The sequence below is a fragment of the Paenibacillus sp. HW567 genome, assembly GCF_000374185.1.
Lineage (GTDB): Bacteria > Bacillota > Bacilli > Paenibacillales > Paenibacillaceae > Paenibacillus_AQ.
Map to the genome: position 1 here is coordinate 4002447 of NZ_KB910518.1, position 17038 is coordinate 4019484.

General features: G+C 50.3%; 13 protein-coding genes. 3 read left to right on the top strand and 10 right to left on the bottom strand.

Annotated elements, in window-relative coordinates:
* Window positions 1–555: 555 nt before the first annotated feature.
* From B212_RS0118160 to B212_RS0118180, 5 genes are all read right to left on the bottom strand, one after another.
* On the bottom strand, window positions 556–1581 hold the full coding sequence (locus B212_RS0118160; protein ID WP_019912399.1) for a glycoside hydrolase family 130 protein: 1026 nt from the start codon (window positions 1579–1581) through the stop codon (window positions 556–558).
* A gap of 89 nt (window positions 1582–1670) precedes the next feature.
* Window positions 1671–2504 (bottom strand): carbohydrate ABC transporter permease, encoded by an 834-nt coding sequence (locus B212_RS0118165; RefSeq protein WP_019912400.1) that lies wholly within the window; start codon window positions 2502–2504, stop codon window positions 1671–1673.
* 5 nt (window positions 2505–2509) lie between these two features.
* Window positions 2510–3391 carry a carbohydrate ABC transporter permease gene (locus tag B212_RS0118170; protein WP_019912401.1) on the bottom strand — a complete coding sequence of 294 codons (882 nt, stop codon included), beginning with the start codon at window positions 3389–3391 and terminating at the stop codon, window positions 2510–2512.
* A 141-nt stretch (window positions 3392–3532) separates the two neighbouring features.
* Window positions 3533–4909 carry an ABC transporter substrate-binding protein gene (locus B212_RS0118175; protein ID WP_028530912.1) on the bottom strand — a complete coding sequence of 459 codons (1377 nt, stop codon included), beginning with the start codon at window positions 4907–4909 and terminating at the stop codon, window positions 3533–3535.
* A gap of 336 nt (window positions 4910–5245) precedes the next feature.
* Complete coding sequence (locus B212_RS0118180; protein ID WP_019912404.1) at window positions 5246–6007, bottom strand: response regulator transcription factor; 762 nt, start codon at window positions 6005–6007, stop codon at window positions 5246–5248.
* A 278-nt stretch (window positions 6008–6285) separates the two neighbouring features.
* On the opposite strand from B212_RS0118180, the gene B212_RS0118185 reads away from it, so the two are divergent.
* The 3 genes from B212_RS0118185 to B212_RS0118195 are packed head-to-tail and all read left to right on the top strand — an operon-like array spanning window position 6286 to window position 9647.
* A complete protein-coding gene (locus B212_RS0118185) occupies window positions 6286–7236 on the top strand; it encodes a glycoside hydrolase family 113 (protein WP_028530913.1) in 951 nt (316 codons plus the stop codon).
* Window positions 7237–7257: 21 nt separating this feature from the next.
* Window positions 7258–8472: an AGE family epimerase/isomerase gene (locus tag B212_RS0118190; protein ID WP_019912406.1), complete on the top strand. Its 1215-nt coding sequence runs from the start codon at window positions 7258–7260 to the stop codon at window positions 8470–8472.
* Complete coding sequence (locus B212_RS0118195; protein ID WP_019912407.1) at window positions 8472–9647, top strand: glycoside hydrolase family 130 protein; 1176 nt, start codon at window positions 8472–8474, stop codon at window positions 9645–9647. Before B212_RS0118190 ends, B212_RS0118195 begins: the two co-directional genes overlap by 1 nt.
* Window positions 9648–10364: 717 nt before the next feature.
* On the opposite strand, the gene B212_RS0118200 is transcribed toward B212_RS0118195, so the two are convergent.
* The 5 genes from B212_RS0118200 to B212_RS0118220 form a co-directional block, all read right to left on the bottom strand.
* Entirely contained in the window at window positions 10365–11189 is an 825-nt protein-coding gene (locus B212_RS0118200) for an alpha/beta fold hydrolase (protein ID WP_232231490.1), read from the bottom strand.
* A 254-nt stretch (window positions 11190–11443) separates the two neighbouring features.
* The gene (locus B212_RS0118205) at window positions 11444–12232 is read right to left on the bottom strand and encodes a class I SAM-dependent methyltransferase (RefSeq protein ID WP_019912411.1); all 789 of its coding nucleotides are present in this window, start codon (window positions 12230–12232) and stop codon (window positions 11444–11446) included.
* 291 nt (window positions 12233–12523) lie between these two features.
* A complete protein-coding gene (locus B212_RS0118210; RefSeq protein WP_019912412.1) occupies window positions 12524–13588 on the bottom strand; it encodes a substrate-binding domain-containing protein in 1065 nt (354 codons plus the stop codon).
* A 20-nt stretch (window positions 13589–13608) separates the two neighbouring features.
* Window positions 13609–14937 (bottom strand): ABC transporter substrate-binding protein, encoded by a 1329-nt coding sequence (locus tag B212_RS0118215; protein WP_036669643.1) that lies wholly within the window; start codon window positions 14935–14937, stop codon window positions 13609–13611.
* Window positions 14938–14942: 5 nt separating this feature from the next.
* Window positions 14943–16847: a cache domain-containing sensor histidine kinase gene (locus B212_RS0118220; RefSeq protein WP_019912414.1), complete on the bottom strand. Its 1905-nt coding sequence runs from the start codon at window positions 16845–16847 to the stop codon at window positions 14943–14945.
* Window positions 16848–17038: the final 191 nt, after the last annotated feature.

Genomic DNA, 17038 nt, shown 5'->3' on the forward strand with positions numbered 1-17038 from the left:
CTGGTACGCGGTGCGGTGCAGCATCACTTCAAAAACAAAACAGAACGAAAAACCCATTTCACATGGGTTTTCGACTAGTGCAGCAACGTGGCAGGCCGTAAAGATGGCCGCCACTCGCTGCATAAACACTTACAGACAAGATCAACTGCTGCAAACCGAGCACTCAAGGCCAGTGTCTCGTTCGATTCGATTGCAGTCTATACAGCAGAATCGCCTGTAAAGAAGGTAAACGGGATCTCTGTTGCACTTTGTACAGCAGAATGACCTGCAAAAAAGGAAATTTGGATTTCTGCTGCACTTTGTACACTAGAAATCGCAAGAAAGGACGATATCGTTACTTTTGAACTGAATCTGCTGCAGGAAGTGCAATAGAATCAATTTTTCGAATGAAAAAGCAACAATCTGCTGTACATTCTGCAATAGGTTGCCCCTCCGCCTCAGTGAACAGGGGCAGGCATTGCTCAGGCAGACGCGGCAAGCACCAAAAATCACAAATCCCCCATTACATCTTCGCGGCATTCACCATTGCTTCTGCCCAAACAGCACTTTAACCGATTAGATCTTGCCCAAGCCGGCATCATCGCCGACCTCTTCATGAGTCTCGATCACGTAGTTCACGATTTCTTGTACAGTGGTGTAAGCCACGCCTACATAAGTGTCGGCTGCCCCGTAGTAGATGGCGATGCGGCCGGTTTCAGCGTCGTTCAGGGTGGCGCAAGGGAAGAGCACGTTGTTCACGAAACCTCTTTCCTCGTACCATTCTTCCGGTGTAAGCACGAAGTTTTTGGAGCGGTATTTTACTCTCGACGGCTCATCCTTATCCAGGATAACTGCGCCCATGCTGTACACAAGACCGTTGCAGGTTCCGGTAACGCCGTGGTAGAACATCAGCCAGCCTTCGGTGGTTTCGATTGGCGCAGGGCCGCCGCCGATTTTGACACTCTGCCACCAGCCTTGTCCTCCTTTGGTCATAACATGGCGGTGCTTGCCCCAGTACACGAAGTCAGGACTTTCGCTCAGGAACACATCGCCAAAAGGCGTATGTCCGCTGTCGCTCGGACGGGACAGCATCACGAAATTGCCGTTGATTTTTTTCGGGAACAGCACGCCATTGCGGTTGAACGGCAGGAACGGATTTTCCAGGCTGATGAAGGTTTTGAAGTCCTGGGTTTTGGCAACGCCGATAGCTGCACCATAGAAATCTGTACACCAGATGATGTAGTAGGTATCTTCAACCTTAACCAGGCGCGGGTCATAAGCATAACGCGGCATATAAGGGTTGCCTGCTTCGTCCACAAATTGAATCGGGCTGTCGTCAATTTTCCAGTCCAGGCCATCTACGCTGTAGCCCATCCGCAGGTGAGGGCGGGTTGTGTTGTCTTCTACACGGAATACACCGAGGAAGCTGCCTTCATAAGCAACAACGGCGCTGTTGAAGATGCGCGCAACGCCCTTTGCCGGATTTCTTTTGATAACCGGGTTGCTGTCATGTCTCCAGACCGGATTGTCGTTTCCGGCAGGTCTGTCCTGCCAAGGCATATTCGGCACATTCGTGCATCCAATCAGCTTAACTTCTTTCATCGTAAATTCCCTCCAAATTTAGCGCAGCAGTGGCTGCTATTATGGTTACGCGTGCTTGAATTTCAGCGGGTATTTGCTCTTACCGGGTTTTATTTTACAGACCCTTGCGCAAAACCGTTATAAATGTACTTTTGCAAAGCTACGAATGCTATGAGCGTCGGAATGATTGCTATCATAATCGCGGCGCAGATAACCTCCCACTGTGAGCCGTATGGCCCCTTGAATTTGAACAGTGCGGTGGATACGACCTGCAGACTGCTTTTTGGCATATAAAGGAAAGGGGTATAGAAATCGTTATAGATGTTGACGCCCTTTACAATAATTACCGTTACAATCGCGGGCATCAGCAGCGGCAGTATAATTCTCCAGTAAATTGTCCAATACGACGCTCCGTCCAGCATCGCTGATTCATCCAGCGATTCGGAAATGGAGTCCAGGAACTGCATGAAAATATAGACGGCGATAATATCTGTACCCAGGTACATCAGGATCGGCGCCCAGCGGGTGTTGAACAGTTCCAGCGAGTTGATGATCTGGAAGGTAGCTACTTGGGTTGTTACCCCTGGAATCAGCGTGGCCAGCAGAAAAGCCCCCATCAGCAGCTTGCTGCCCTTGAATTTGAAACGGGCCAGAATGTACGCCATCATCGAACCGGTAAGTGTAGCGCCGGCAATGGAGATCAGTACGATAATAATTGTATTCATAAAACCGCGCAGCATGTTGCCATCTACAAAGGCTTTGGTATAGTTGGAGAAATTCAGCCAGTTCTCCGGCAGAGTAAGCGGACCCGTTGAGGCATACTCGGCATTTGTTTTTAGAGAGGCGAAGAAGACCACGATAATCGGAATCAGCGCCACCAGCGCTCCCAGAACTAAAGTGAGGTATTTGAAGAAAGAAGCTGCGGTATATTTAAAAGTATGCATAGTTCTTACTTCTCCTCCTTTATCAGAACACGCTGCAGAATAGTAACCAGAACAACAATACCCAGAAGCACAACGGCCATTGCCGAAGCGAGACCCAGCTTGCTGTATTTAAAGGCCACATCGACGGTCTGGATGACAAACGTGCCGCTGCCATTGGAGCCGCCGGTCATGACATACGGAATTTCGAATACACCGATCGCTCCGCTTACGGCGAGGATCAGATTGAGCTGCAGAATGCGCTTGATGCTCGGAAGGATAATGTGCCGGAACTGATGCCAGCGGTTGGCGCCGTCAATTTCCGAAGCTTCATAAATATCATTGCCGATGGAGGAAATCGCTCCAAGGAAGATAATGAAGTTCATCCCCATGTATCTCCATACCGATGCAAAAGCAAGGGAGATATTGATCAGGTGGGGATTCAGCAGCCACTTCTGCTGCCAGGCCCCAAGCCCGACGAGGTCAAGAATGGTATTCAAGGTTCCTTCCGGTTTGAAGAAGAACAGGAAGATGAACCCGATTGCTACACCGTTGAGCAGTGTCGGGAAGAACAGAATGCCTTTGAACCAGTTCTTTAATCGGACATTAAAGCTTAGAATTGTGGCAAAATAAAGCGCCAGTCCCATCTGGACAAAGGTGGCAAAGAAATAATACAAGCTGACTTTAAATACGGCGAAATACTCCGGTTTGGTGAAAATGGTCTTGTAATTGTCGAACCCGACATATTCCATATGCTTGCTGAAGCCGTCCCAGCTTGTGAAGCTGTACTGGAACATTTTGAACACTGGCAAATATGAGAAGGTCAGCAGCAAAACTACCGGGACCAAGGAAAATAAAATAATAATCAAAATCCGCTGATTTTTATAGCTCATGTTGGACAATTTGGGCACTCTCCACACCTCCTATAAGAACACATGCTTATAACTCCAAATCCTGCTCCAATTCGCAAAAGTGAAGGGGAAAATGCCGTTCCCGGCATCTTCCCGCTCTCTTGAATTTGTCTTCACTCCTGCGTCTAGCCGGGTGTTGACTTATTTTCCGGCAGTAACTTTAGCTCTTGCCGCTTTCCATTTATCGTTCAGATCCTTCATGATATCGTCGAAGGAGTCTTTTCTGTTGCCGATCGCAGCTTCGATGATGACCTTCTTGAAGTCAGGCTGCCAGAGGCCGATTTCAGCTTCCTTGTCGATGGCGTCCACCCAGCCTTCCTGGCCGGCTTTTGCAGGGGCAATTGTATCAAAGGTTACGTCTGTGCCGTCAAATTGCTTGAGGATTTCAGGAAGTGCCGAACCTTTAACCGGGCTCATGCCGCCGCCTTCTGTCGTAGGATAGCCGGATTCGTTGATGAACCAGTCCACCCATGCTCTTGCCGCTTCTTTATTCTGGCTGTGAATGCTAATGCCCAGGTTGTAGTCATCGGACAACGGAACCAGAATTTTGCTGGCGTTGGTAGGGAAAGGCATGAAGCCGACATCGTCAGGGTTCTTCGCCACCCCTTTGATCTGGCCAATGGCCCAAGATCCGAGCATCATTGTACCGATTTTACCGTTCGCCAGATCAGCCTTGGAGGATTCCCAGTCTGTTGTTGTTGGGTCTTCTTCGATCAGGCCGTTCTTGGCTGCATCGTACATCAGTTTGTACAGGTCGTAGTGCGGTTGTCCCTTAACGAAGTTGTCGTCGGAAGCCACTTGGCCGATGTTCACGTAATCACGGTCCCCGGCAACGGTTGCCAGATCCGCTTCCCACTGGGTCAATGTCCAACCGGCGGCATAGTTTGTGTAGAGCGGAACGGCTTTGGTCTTGTCTTTAATATTTTGCAGAGCAGTCATGAACTGGTCAAAGGTTCTAGGAACCTCAGTAATTCCTGCATCCTTAAATACTTGTTTGTTGTAGATAACACCGGAGAAGTTAACTGTAATCGGAATACCGTAGGAAATGCCGTTTACACTGCGTTCTTCCAGACCGGTATATTGCTTCTCCAGATCGGCCATTTTACCCAGCGGCTCAAAAAAGTCCGGCAGGTCTTTAATCGCTACGCTGGTAGGCAGCAGCAGCACATCACCGTAATCGCTAGTGCTCATGCGGATCTTAATTTGATCTTCATAGCTGGACAGCGCTTCGAAGTTTACTTTGACATTCGGATATTTCTCATTGAACTTCGCTGCGTAATCTTTGAATACGGTATCAACAATGTCCGTTCTCTGTGTGATTACTGTGATATCGCCTTTGATATCCTTGGCTGCTGCATCGCCCTCTGGAGCGGCTGTCGCCTCGGTGTTCGTGCCTGTATTTCCTGCGTTCGTTGCTGCTGCATTGTCCGTGTTATTGTTGTTCGATGAACAGCCTGCGAACAAACCGGCCATCAGTGTCAGTGCCGCCAAGCTTGTAACTGCTTTGGTTGTCTTCATGTTTTTGTTGACCCCTCTCTTCATTATGACTCCTGGTGTTAATAATAACAAAATACTAACAATAACCATCACTACCTGACAAACAAATTCTAGAAGAAAATCAGAGGATTCTCCGTTTCGTCTGAAAAGCAATGATGTTATCGCTTACAAACACATTATAAATCGTTTTCAAAATCAAAACGATGGTTTCAATTGTTTTTTCTGGTCTTAAATTTGTTATTTTTGTTTTATGTTATTTTATTTTGTTATCTATTTTTATGAAAAAGACAGCAAAAAAAGGAGGGCTCGCCACCCTCCGCAGAAAATCTTTTCCTATAATATAGCCTGTAATTAAGACTAGCCTCTAGGTGCTCTGTAACCGCTTTTGTAATCCTTAGGAGTCATACCACACATTTTCTTGAACAGCTTGTTGAAATAGACAGGATCACTGTAGCCGACCCGTTCGGCGATTTCGTAATTTTTCAGATCAGGCTGTCCGATCAGCAGCTCCTTGGCCTTCGCGATCCGAATGCCGATCAGATAATCCGTAATCGTCTGGCCTGTCTTATATTTGAACAGACGGCTGATATAGCTCGCATTCATGCCTACCATCTCTGCGAGACGCTCTAATTCAAAGTTCTGGCCGTATTCCTTTTCGAGAATGCTCTTGGTCTGCTCGACAACGTAATGCTCCCCGCCATGCGGTATTTCCTCCGGTTCGGCTGCCGCTTCCCTAAGCTTCTTGTTCTCCGCGACACTCTTGAGTAAATCGTACAATTGAGCTTTTTCAATCGGCTTAAGCAAATAATCAAGCACTCCGTGCCGCATAGCCCTGCGGGCATATTCGAATTCACTGAACCCGCTGAGCACGGCGATGGGAAGCTCCTTCAAATGTCCCCTGGCCTCTTCAATCAGCCCGAAGCCATCCATTCTTGGCATCTTAATGTCTGTAATCAGAAGGTCTATATCCTCCAGGGTGAGCTCCCGGAGATGATTCCAGGCCTCCGCCCCATTGCCGTAAGAACCGATAACCTTGACTTCCAAATCCATTCTGGAAGTAATCTTCTCAAGTCCGCGCCGAATGACTTCCTCGTCGTCCGCAATCATAACCTTGATCACTAGCTAATCGCCTCCAGTTATGCTCCCGCTCGTAATGATTGCGCTATCATTATCAATTATATGCGCAATTTCTCAGGTAGCAAATGTGCTGTGTTGCTCTTTTATAGTCTTCTCTTTACTTTGCTCATTTTGCCCTTGAAATCCTTCATAAAAAGGGTTATAACTAATCTGTGTTATTGTTATTAATAACTAACAAAATAATAATAACAATATAACAAAATTCGAAAAAAGTTTCTATGCCTTTCTCCTACTATTCTATAAAGCGAGGTTGTCTGAGCATGCTACTAGAGAACGAATATGTCGGAGGCGTAACCTGGGGTTTCATGGGGAAACGCGGCACTTGGGCAAATGAAGAGGCTGAGGCTTCTATGGACCTTATGAAATCCGTTACCGGTGCAAACTGGACGGCCATTGCCTTCAGCGCAATCCAGGCAACTCCACAATCAACGGAAATTCCTTACCGGGAAGAGCCAACAGTTACCGATAATGAGGTGCTATGGGCGATCCGCAAGGCGAAGCTGTTAGATCTCAAGGTTTGCCTGAAGCCTATTGTGAATTGTGCAGACGGCACCTGGCGGGCCCACATCAACTTTTTCGACAAGGATGTCCCGTGTGAGCCTAAGTGGTCGGAATGGTTCCGCTCTTATACTGACTTCATCCTGCATTATGCTGCGATTGCCGAAGAAAGCGGTTGCGAGATGTTCTGCATCGGGTGCGAGCTGGTGATGTCAGACAGGCGGGCGGATGAATGGCGGGCCTTGATTGCCAAAGTGCGCAAGCTGTATAGCGGAATCCTCACTTATAATTGCGACAAATATCAAGAGGACAACGTGACCTGGTGGGATGATCTGGATGTGATCTCCTCAAGCGGCTATTATCCCGAGCATGACTGGGAAGCGCAGCTTGACCGGATCGAAACGGTGGTGAAGCAGTATAACAAACCCTTCTTCTTCATGGAAGCGGGTTGCCCCAGCCGTACAGGCAGCGCTGCCATCCCTAATGACTGGTCCTTAAAGGGCGAGCCCTGTGAGGAAGAGCAGAGCCGGTATTACCGGGCAATGTTCCACAGTTGTGAAGGCCGGGATTGGGTTCAGGGCTTTATGCTCTGGGATTGGCCCGCACGTCTTTATCCGCTGGAAGCGGCGGCTGGCAATGACGACTACTGCATGTACGGCAAAGCGGCTGCAAACATCATTCATGAGTATTACAGCTCCAAGACTAATAAATAATGAGGGAGTGAACCGAAGCATATGAGCAATTCACCTGAAGTTTGGCGGCAGGAAATGGAGAATGAGCTGAAGAACAACATTTTGGGCTTCTGGATGGAGCATACGCTGGACAAGGAGCACGGCGGTTTTGTCGGTGAAATCGACAGCCGGTTAAAGGTCGTAGCCGGTGCGGAGAAAAGCCTTGTGCTGAATGCGCGGATTCTGTGGACATTTGCGAGCGCTTACCGCCTATACGGCACAGATGAGTATCTTGCGATGGCTGAACGTGCCTACGACTATCTGCTCCAGTATTTCACGGACAAAGAGCATGGCGGTTTCTACTGGATGGTCGATGCGAAAGGTGCAGCTTCCCAGCCCAAAAAACAAATTTACGGGCAATCTTTCGCCATCTATGCCTTGTCGGAATTCCATCATGCCACCGGACGCAAGGATGCGCTGGATAAAGCTGTGGAGCTGTTCCATCTGGTTGAGAAGTACGGCTATGATCCCGTGTATAAAGGTTATATTGAAGCCTTGTCCCAGGAATGGCAGATGACCGACGATCTCACACTCAGCACCAAGGATATGAATGAGAAGAAGTCCATGAACACCCATTTGCATGTGCTGGAAGGCTACACCGGGCTGTACCGGGTATGGAAATCGGATGAGCTGAAGAGCAAGCTGGCCGAGCTGATCACAACGATGCTGGACTATATTATTGACGACGAAGGCAAGCACTTCCACCTGTTCCTCGATGAAGAGTGGCATGTAAAATCAGAAGTCATCTCTTACGGGCATGACATTGAAGGCAGTTGGCTGCTGGTTGAAGCGGCTGAAGTGCTGGGGGATGAGGCGTTGCTTCAGCGTGTGCGCAAAGTAGCTGTCTCGATGGCCGAGGCTACACTTGCAGAAGGAATCGCCGGGGACGGCGGAATCTGGAATGAGGCGGACAGCAAGGGCCTGATCGAAAAATCCAGAGACTGGTGGCCGCAGGCTGAGGCCATTGTCGGCTTTTACAATGCCTATCAGATGACCGGCGATGCGCGTTTTCTGGAAGCTGCCGGCAACTCCTGGAGCTTTACCAATAAATATATCGTTGACCACAAGCTTGGTGAATGGTACTGGGGCGTGGATGAAGCGTTGCAGCCCTTGGTTCACGAGCCGAAGGTCAGCGCTTGGAAATGTCCTTATCATAACAGCAGAGCCTGCTTCGAAATGATTGGACGGCTTACACTAACCATAAAGGAGACAAAATAATGACAACACGCTTTGAGGAACGCAAACAGCAATTAACGGAACGTTATGAGGCGCTGATCGCACGCAAAAATGAGAAGGCTCCCTACGGCAACGGCATCTATGACCGTTATCAATACCCCCTGCTTACAGCAGAGCACGCGCCGCTTATCTGGCGGTATGACTTCAGCCCGAAAACCAACCCTTATTTCATGGAAAGAATCGGAGTGAACGGTATTTTTAATCCGGGCGCAATCGAACTGGACGGCAAATTCTATATCGTCGCCCGCGTAGAAGGCAATGACCGCAAATCCTTCTTCGCCGTAGCCGAGAGCGACAGCGGTGTGGACGGCTTCCGCTTCTGGGATCGCCCTGTCGTGCTGCCTGAGACCGAAGACCCGGACATCAACGTCTACGACATGCGTCTGGTAAAACATGCCGACGGCTGGATTTACGGCCTGTTCTGCACCGAACGCAAAGATCCAGACGCCCCGCATGGCGATCTGTCCAGCGCTGTTGCCCAATGCGGCATTACCCGCACCAAGGATCTGAAAACCTGGGAACGGCTCGCCGACCTGAAAACCGGCTCCGCCCAGCAGCGCAATGTTGTGCTGCATCCTGAGTTCGTAGACGGCAAATATGCCTTCTACACCCGTCCGCAGGACGGCTTCATCGACGCCGGCTCCGGCGGCGGCATCGGCTGGGGCTTGTCCGAGACCATCGAGAATGCTGTAATCACCAGCGAGTCCATCATGGACCAGCGCTATTACCACACCATTAAAGAAGTGAAGAACGGCCAAGGCCCGGCGCCTATCAAAACACCGCGCGGCTGGCTGCACATCGCCCACGGCGTGCGCAACACCGCTGCCGGACTGCGTTATGTGCTATATGCCTTCCTGTCTGATCTGGAAGAGCCTAATAAAGTAACCCATGCTCCGGGCGGACACTTTATCGCTCCAGACGGCGAAGAACGCGTCGGCGACGTATCCAACGTAGTCTTCTGCAACGGCGTAATCGCCCGTGACAACGGAGACATCTACATTTATTACGCTTCCTCCGACACACGCATCCATGTGGCCACCACAACGGTTGACCAGATGCTTGATTATGTGCTGAACACACCTGAAGACCCGCTTCGCTCTTATGCCTGCGTGCAGCAGCGGATTGCTTTGATTGAACGGAATCTTGAGTTGAAGTAGAGTTGGGATGAACTTGAAGGGGGGCATTTGGGGTGGTGGCGTAACTGCGGGGAGTGTTTGGACTTTCGGCCGCTGTTATGTTTGGATTTCCTGATTGGAACCGCTGATCGCGGTAGAAATCCAAACATAAAGGTGGACGCGTTCGCTCCTACAGTTCCAAACCTCCCCTCCGTTACTTCACCCTTAATGGGGGTTCTCAAGTTCATTTTGTGGGGTGTGGCAGGATGAAATTGAGGGCGGAGCATTCTAGGTGCTGCGCGTAACTGCGGGGAGTGTTTGGACTTTCGGCCGCTGTTATGTTTGGATTTCCTGATTGGAACCGCTGATCGCGGTAGAAATCCAAACATAAAGGCGGACGCGTTCGCTCCTACAGTTCCAAACCTCCCCTCCGTTACTTCCCCTTAATGGGGGTCTCAAGTTCATTTTGTGGGAGTGTTGACAGGATGAAATTGAGGGCGGAGCATTCTAGGTGCTGCGCATAACTGCGGGGAGTGTTTGGACTTTCGGCCGCTGTTATGTTTGGATTTCCTGATTGGAACCGCTGATCGCGGTAGAAATCCAAACATAAAGGCGGACGCGTTCGCTCCTACAGTTCCAAACCTCCCCTCCGTTACTTCCCCTTAATGGGGGTCTCAAGTTCATTTTGTGGGAGTGTTGGCAGGAAGAAAAAGCGGCCCTAGTGGATGAATCCACTGGGGCCGCTTTTTTATGTATTAGTTATTGCTGTGGATTGTCTAACTCAGTGATCAGCTCCTTAACTGCTGCAATAACTATATCCGGTCTATGGATCTGGATGGAATGCCAGCTGTCTTCGGCGATGACCTGCTTAACTGCAGGAGATACGTCAGCCAGCTTTGCTTGCCCCTGCTTCCACTCTGCGTCCTGTTTACCGGCACTTAATACGGTAATCGGCAGATCTTCACGTAGAGAGGCAGTTGCCCTCAACTGCAATGCGCTTTCTTCCGCATCTAGCAGCTCAGTGTAGACGGCCGAGTAGGCATTACTGCGATATCCTAGAACGCGGGCGGTTTTCTGCATTGAAGCTGGCAGATGGCGGGCTCCAACATGCTTTTGCAGCAGACTAAGAATCCCTGTTGGTGCGAGCAGATACCCAAGCTTGTACTGCTTCCTATGTGCAGCAATTTGTCTTTTTCTCTGATCGCTCATTTCCTCCGTAAGATATCGGCTTTCATGTGCAGCATCTATAAGCAGCAGCCCCTCTACCTCCTCTGGATATTCCGCAGCGAAGAATCTTACAATCATTCCACCATAGGAATGGCCTACAAGCAGATAAGGGGGCTTGCAGTCCTTTGTCTTTAGCAATTGTCGAAGATCCCGGACATAATCCCTGCAGGTTGCCCGTTCCAGAGGCTTGTCACTCCAACCCAATCCCGCACGGTCATAAGAAATTACTTTGGCAATTTGGGACAGCTCCGGCTGAACTAGCGAGAAGTCGAGGGAACAGCCTCCCATCCCCGCTTCGAGAACAACCGTATGCTCCCCTTCTCCCGTGACCTGCAGGTGGAGCTGGCCTGTACCCACGTTTATCAGTTCGCCTGGAGGTTTAACATCTAGCTTGTTCTTTTGTGTCAACAGCCACTGTATTAAAGTCAATGGAAAACAAACAAGCGAGCAGAAGACACGCAGCCCTCTCTCCGCCCTGGGTATTGCAGCCACCATTTATCACACCTTTCCTGATGAATGACACAAGTATACAGGTGTGAATTCACGCAAAAAAGAGAAACAATATCTGCTCTATTTCCTGTTTTTGCAGATGTACTCAGTCAGTGTCCGACCTAAACCGTTGCGCGGAGTATGTAATAGTCCGCCGTGGTCGGCAAGCCTTGAGCGGTCTGATGCCGGGCAAAGATCCGGTTGATCTCGGGCATGTTGTCGCTTATTACCATTTCATGCACCGCAGAGGTCTGCCCGAAGCAGCGAAGGCGTACAACGTCGATTGGTTCGTGCAAATAATATGTGCCGGTGACTGTCTCGATGTTAGCTGCGGCGAACCCGCTTGCTTGTACATACTGCTCTATCTTATTCAATACCGGAGTCCCCTCCTGTTGCGGGCCAAAGAGCCTCGGAAAAAGCACTGACAATTCAGGCGACTGCCTGTCGCCGGGGTGAAGTGCGATTAGCCGGCCGCCCTTTTTGATGACCCTGGTAAGCTCAGGGTATGCGGAGGCAGGGCCTTTGCGGTTATAGGCACAATCATACTCATCATCTTCAAAAGGAAGCCTGTGCTTAGTGTTAGCCGTCACAAATGACACATTGGCAAGAGCGGTACTGCTGGCGGTCTGAATAAAATCGGCAGTGACATCAAGACCAACAATGTGCTGAACGACGGGGCTCCACTGAATGGTAAAATCTCCATGACCACAGCCGATGTCGAGCACTCTTTTTCCCGGAACCAGTTCGGCAACCTCCTGGGCAAAAATCTCCTCCGCATCCCGTCCCGCAACCGTCGACTTCCAGGGATAAGCGTATTTCCCGGTCAGACTCCCCAATCCGGCATACCACTGAAACGAATGCGGCACAATCCAGTCCTTATGTGTCGTCGGGTCTGTCAATACAGCGCTCAATAGATCATCTCCTGTGTTCAAAAAGCTATACTCAAACACCATCTACTGTATTTTGTGCAATAGATTTCGGCATTAAGTCCTGATTTGTTGATTCTATTGTACTTTGTACAATCAAAATCCTTAAAAAACCTCAATCGCTACAATCTAGCGGAAATCTATTGCATGTACTACAACAGAACCTCTTTGTGCAGCAAAAGATGGTTTTTCTAATGTATGAAATACAATAGATGGCCGCATCCCCATTGGAACGTGCATCTTAGCTTATATGAGCTTCCTGCAAAAATAATATACCTAATCCCGCGGCCCCGCCACAGAATCCCGGTGGACAATATCCGCGGAGATCAGGATTTTCTCCAGCGGTGTAGACGGGTTGTGGATGCGGTTCAGCAGCTTTTCTACTGCGGCCCGGCCCATAGCTTCCTTGGGCACATGCACGGTAGTGAGCGGCGGCACGCCACGCGCGGCATCCTCTATATTATCAAAGCCCGTAACGGCAATGTCGGCCGGGATGGCAAGCCCCTCTTCCCGCAGCACCTCACAGACGGTCAGCGCAGTGGAGTCATTGGCGCAGACGAGCGCGGTCGGCAAGGTTTTGTTCTTTTTACGCTTGAGCATCCAGAGCTTGAACTCTTCCCGGAACGAGCCGTCATCCATCCCCTCCAGCAGCAGCATCTCGTCATTGCCGGCAGGAGTTTTCATGTCGCTCTCCTCCAGCGCGCTGCGGAAGCCGATCCAGCGGTCGCGGAAGCTGCGGGAATAGCGGATATTGCCGATAAAATGAAACAAAGTATGGCCGATCCCCATCAAATGATTGCTGAGCCGGGTCATAGAGTCGATGTTGTTGGCAAACACCGTATCGCTTGGAATAAGCGGGTCCTCATGATCAATCAGCACCATCGGCAGGCCGATACGGTGCACCTCCAGCAGTTGTGACGTGGGGATCTGTCCTACGCCGATAAGGCCGAGCAGACCGCTGGGATTGAGGACATTGATGAAATTGTCGGCACGGTGCTCTGACACAATGACCATCCCCAGACCTTCCTGATCCAGGGCGAGCGCAATGCCATCGACGATTTTGCCCCAATAGAGTGAATCCTGTGTTTGTGAGCGGATATTCGGCATCAGCACGAGGACGGATTGCTTGTTCCGGTCACTGCCCGCTGCCTGGGAGGGACGTTTGACATTTTGCACATAGGCATTTTTTTGTGTAAAATATCCCAGTTGCGATGCCGCCTGAATCACCCGCTCCCGGGTGGTTTCGTTGACGCCGCCTTTGCCGGAGAGCGATTTGGAGACAACGAACTTGGACACACCGAGATGATCGGCGATTTTTTGCATAGTAACCTTTTTAGCCATATGTAATACCTCCACAATAATTATCTTGACTCTGTATTGATGCCCTGCGGCTGGGGTGAAGCCTGCTGGCCTGCCCGCGCTTCCTTCCATTTCTCATTTAATTGATCAAAGGACTTTTGCAAATCCGGCGCGGCAATCAGCTCTTGAATATAGTCGCCCGACCAGAAGCTCAGCTTCGAACGGTTCGCCATATCAATAAAAGCATCAGTCTGGACTGTAGCCTCTACCAGCTTGGGATTGTAAGAGAGGAACTCGCGGTACTGCGGCATGGACGGCTCCTCTGAACCATCGGGAGGCAGGAATCCCCAATCCGCTACATACGAAGTATCCTTCAAAAAGAATTTCATCCATGCCATCGCAAGCTCCTTGTTCTTGCTGAACTTGCTGACCCCTATGAACCAATCGGGATTGAGGGGAGCATAACGCGTGCTGCTATTGTCGTAGGGAAACGGGAAAAATCCGATATCATCGGAAGACGCTCCGGCATCGAGAATCTGGCGGATCGTCCAGTTTCCCTGGAGATACATGCCGGCCTCCCCTTTTGCCAGCTTGGTCTTGGAAATCTCCCAATTATTCGAGAAAAGCTCATCCTCCACGTACCCTTTGGCGATCATCGTTCTGGCAATCTGAAGTGCCTTGCCCCATTCATTTCCGATCTTCCAGGGACTGTCCTGCTGAACCATATTGTTCATATAATCGGGATTGCCTGTCATATAATTGACCAGATTGTTGCCCCATTCCCGCAGCGGCCAGACCGCGCCGTAATTCATGTAGAGCGGCGTAATCCCCGCCCGCTTCAGCTTGGCGCTGGCTGCGTAGAATTCATCGAGCGTCCGCGGAACCTCTGTAATGCCCGCCTTTTCAAAAGCCCGCTTGTTATAGACAATTCCGCTTGTAGTCGTGCCCGTGGACAGCCCGTATCTCTTGCCGTCATAGGTCGAAAATGTAGTGAACCTTTCCTGTGCAGACAAAGCCTCGTCCAGCGGTTCAAAAAAATTGCCGAGCTCCTTCGCCGGCAGGTTGACCGGCAGCAGCAGCACATCCCCGGCATCCTTGGTGGACAAGCGGACCAGAATATCGGTGGCGTAATTGGACAAGCCCTCGAACTCTACATTCGCCTCCGGATATTTTTTCTTGAACTGCTCCGCATAACCCTTGAAAGTGCCATTCTCAATCAGGTCAATCCGGTTCGTCAGCATGACAACTGTGCCGGACAGATTGGATACGCCCTCCTCCCCCGCAGGCGATGGCGGCGGCAGCGCTCCATTATTGCTGCGGTTCTTGCAGCCGACAGTCAGCAGGAGCAGGAACAGCAGCAGGATGATATGCATGGCCCAGCGTAACTTCATCCGTTTCAAGCGGATTCCCCCTCTGTTCTCTTCCATTCTTTTGCCAAAGCTTGCGGTCCTGGCAGCGGCAGAGATAAGATAACATCCGTCCCCTCCCCGGGCTCGCTGAATACCTCGATGCCATAAGCCGCTCCATAATGCAGTTGTATCCGTTGATGCACATTTTTCATGCCGATGCCTCCGTTGATGCTTTTCTTGGGCGGCATTTCATGCTTCAGGCTGTCATTAAGCTTATCCAGAGTGGCCTTATCCATCCCGCAGCCGTCATCGCGAATATGGAACAGCAGCTTCTGCTCCGCAATCTCGCATTTGATGCTGAGATGCATTTGGGGTTTGGTATCATCCAGCCCGTGATAAGCGGCATTCTCAATAATCGGCTGAAAAACCAGCTTAATCATGGAGTAATTGTCAAGCTCCTCCGGTACGTCGATCTGCAGCACGAATCTGCCTGGATAACGGCAGCCGAGCAGCTCGACATAGTTGCGGACGTACAGCAGCTCCTGCTTCATGGTGGTTGCGCCGGACAGCTCACTGGTGCTGTAGCGCAGAAGCTTGCCCAGAATGGAAATCATGTCGGCAACTTCAACATCGTCGTTAATCTCTGCGGTCATGCGAATGGATTCCAGGGTATTGTAAATAAAATGCGGGTTGATCTGGCTCTGGAGCGCCTGCAGCTCGGCCCCCTTCTTCTGCTCCTCTATCCGGTAAATATCCTGGATCAGTTGCCTGATGCGGCCAAGCATCCGGTTAAATTGATGGCCAAGCAAGCCGATCTCATCCCTGCGTTTTACACGGAAGGTCACATCCAGATCACCGTTCTGCACCTTTTTCATCAATTGAATCATTTGCTTCAGCGGCTTGGTCAGGGCAAAGGACAGAATGATCGAGATGATCAGCGCCAGCACCACAATAATCAGGGTTGCAGCGATGGTGGCATTACGGGTAAGCTGTACCCCGCGGGTCAATTCATCGACAGGAATGGAAATAATGACCTTCCAGTTCGTCTTGGCAGAGCTTGAATAAATATTCAGCCGCTCCTTGCCCGACACGGTATCATAAAAACTTCCGGCACTTCCAACAGCCTGGCGGAACAGTGTGGAACGGGAAATATCCGTGGTCAGCAGCTTCTGGTCGCTGTCATAAATGACTTTGCCGTCTGCGTCCACAATCACCGACTTGCCGTGGGTTACCTTGTCCAGCTCGGCTACCTGGTTCTCCAGATTGCTGACGTTGGCCTCCACCGCAATCAGTCCGATCGGATTCCACAAGCCATCGACAATTCTGCGGACAATCGTGAACGCGTAACGTGTGCTCTGCAGATTGCTTGTATACGCCTGAGTGCCGAAGAGCAGCGCCTCTCCGCTTGAATCCTTGGACTGCTCACTCCAGAACTTGTAGCTCTGCGCAAGGTCCAGCCGGACGCCGCCATCCTTGGCGGAATAATATCCGTTACCGTAGCCGTCGAATATATAGACAGAGTTCGTCCCCCGCTTGATGTTGTTAATGAAGGAGATATTCCCTTCAATCCCGCGCTGAATGGACAGCAGCAGATCGAAGTCGCCGGGAGCAAGCCCCGGGCTGTTCCCCTTGCCCTCCATCATCTTTTTTTGTTCATAATACCGGTTGGAGCGGATCAGATTCTGTTTGATATCGTTTACATAGGCAGGCATTGAAGAAATCCGCTTCATATCCTCTATGTAGTCATCAATGGAATCCATCATCTGATCAATCAGCTTCTCCGAATAGGCAACGGTGTTAGCCTGTATGGATTCGGAATAACTCTTGAAGCTGATCACACTGATAAAAGAAAGCGGAAGTGTAATGATAATCAGGAACACTAAGAGCAGCTTGCGTTCCATGCTCATGTCCCCAATGTAGGACCACCAATTGTGGCTGCGTTTTGCTTTCATCCGGTCCTTCTCCTTGGTTCAGCTTTACCTAACATTTTCCTTCATCATAACAATTACCTAACAAAATTATTATACGTGTTAGTGTGCCGTTGCACAAGGAAATTACTTTGTGTTCCAGCGATGCCCCTACAGCAAAAAGACGCCCCGCAGCCAGTTGCATGGCTGCCGGACGTCTCCGCTGAGGATAACGC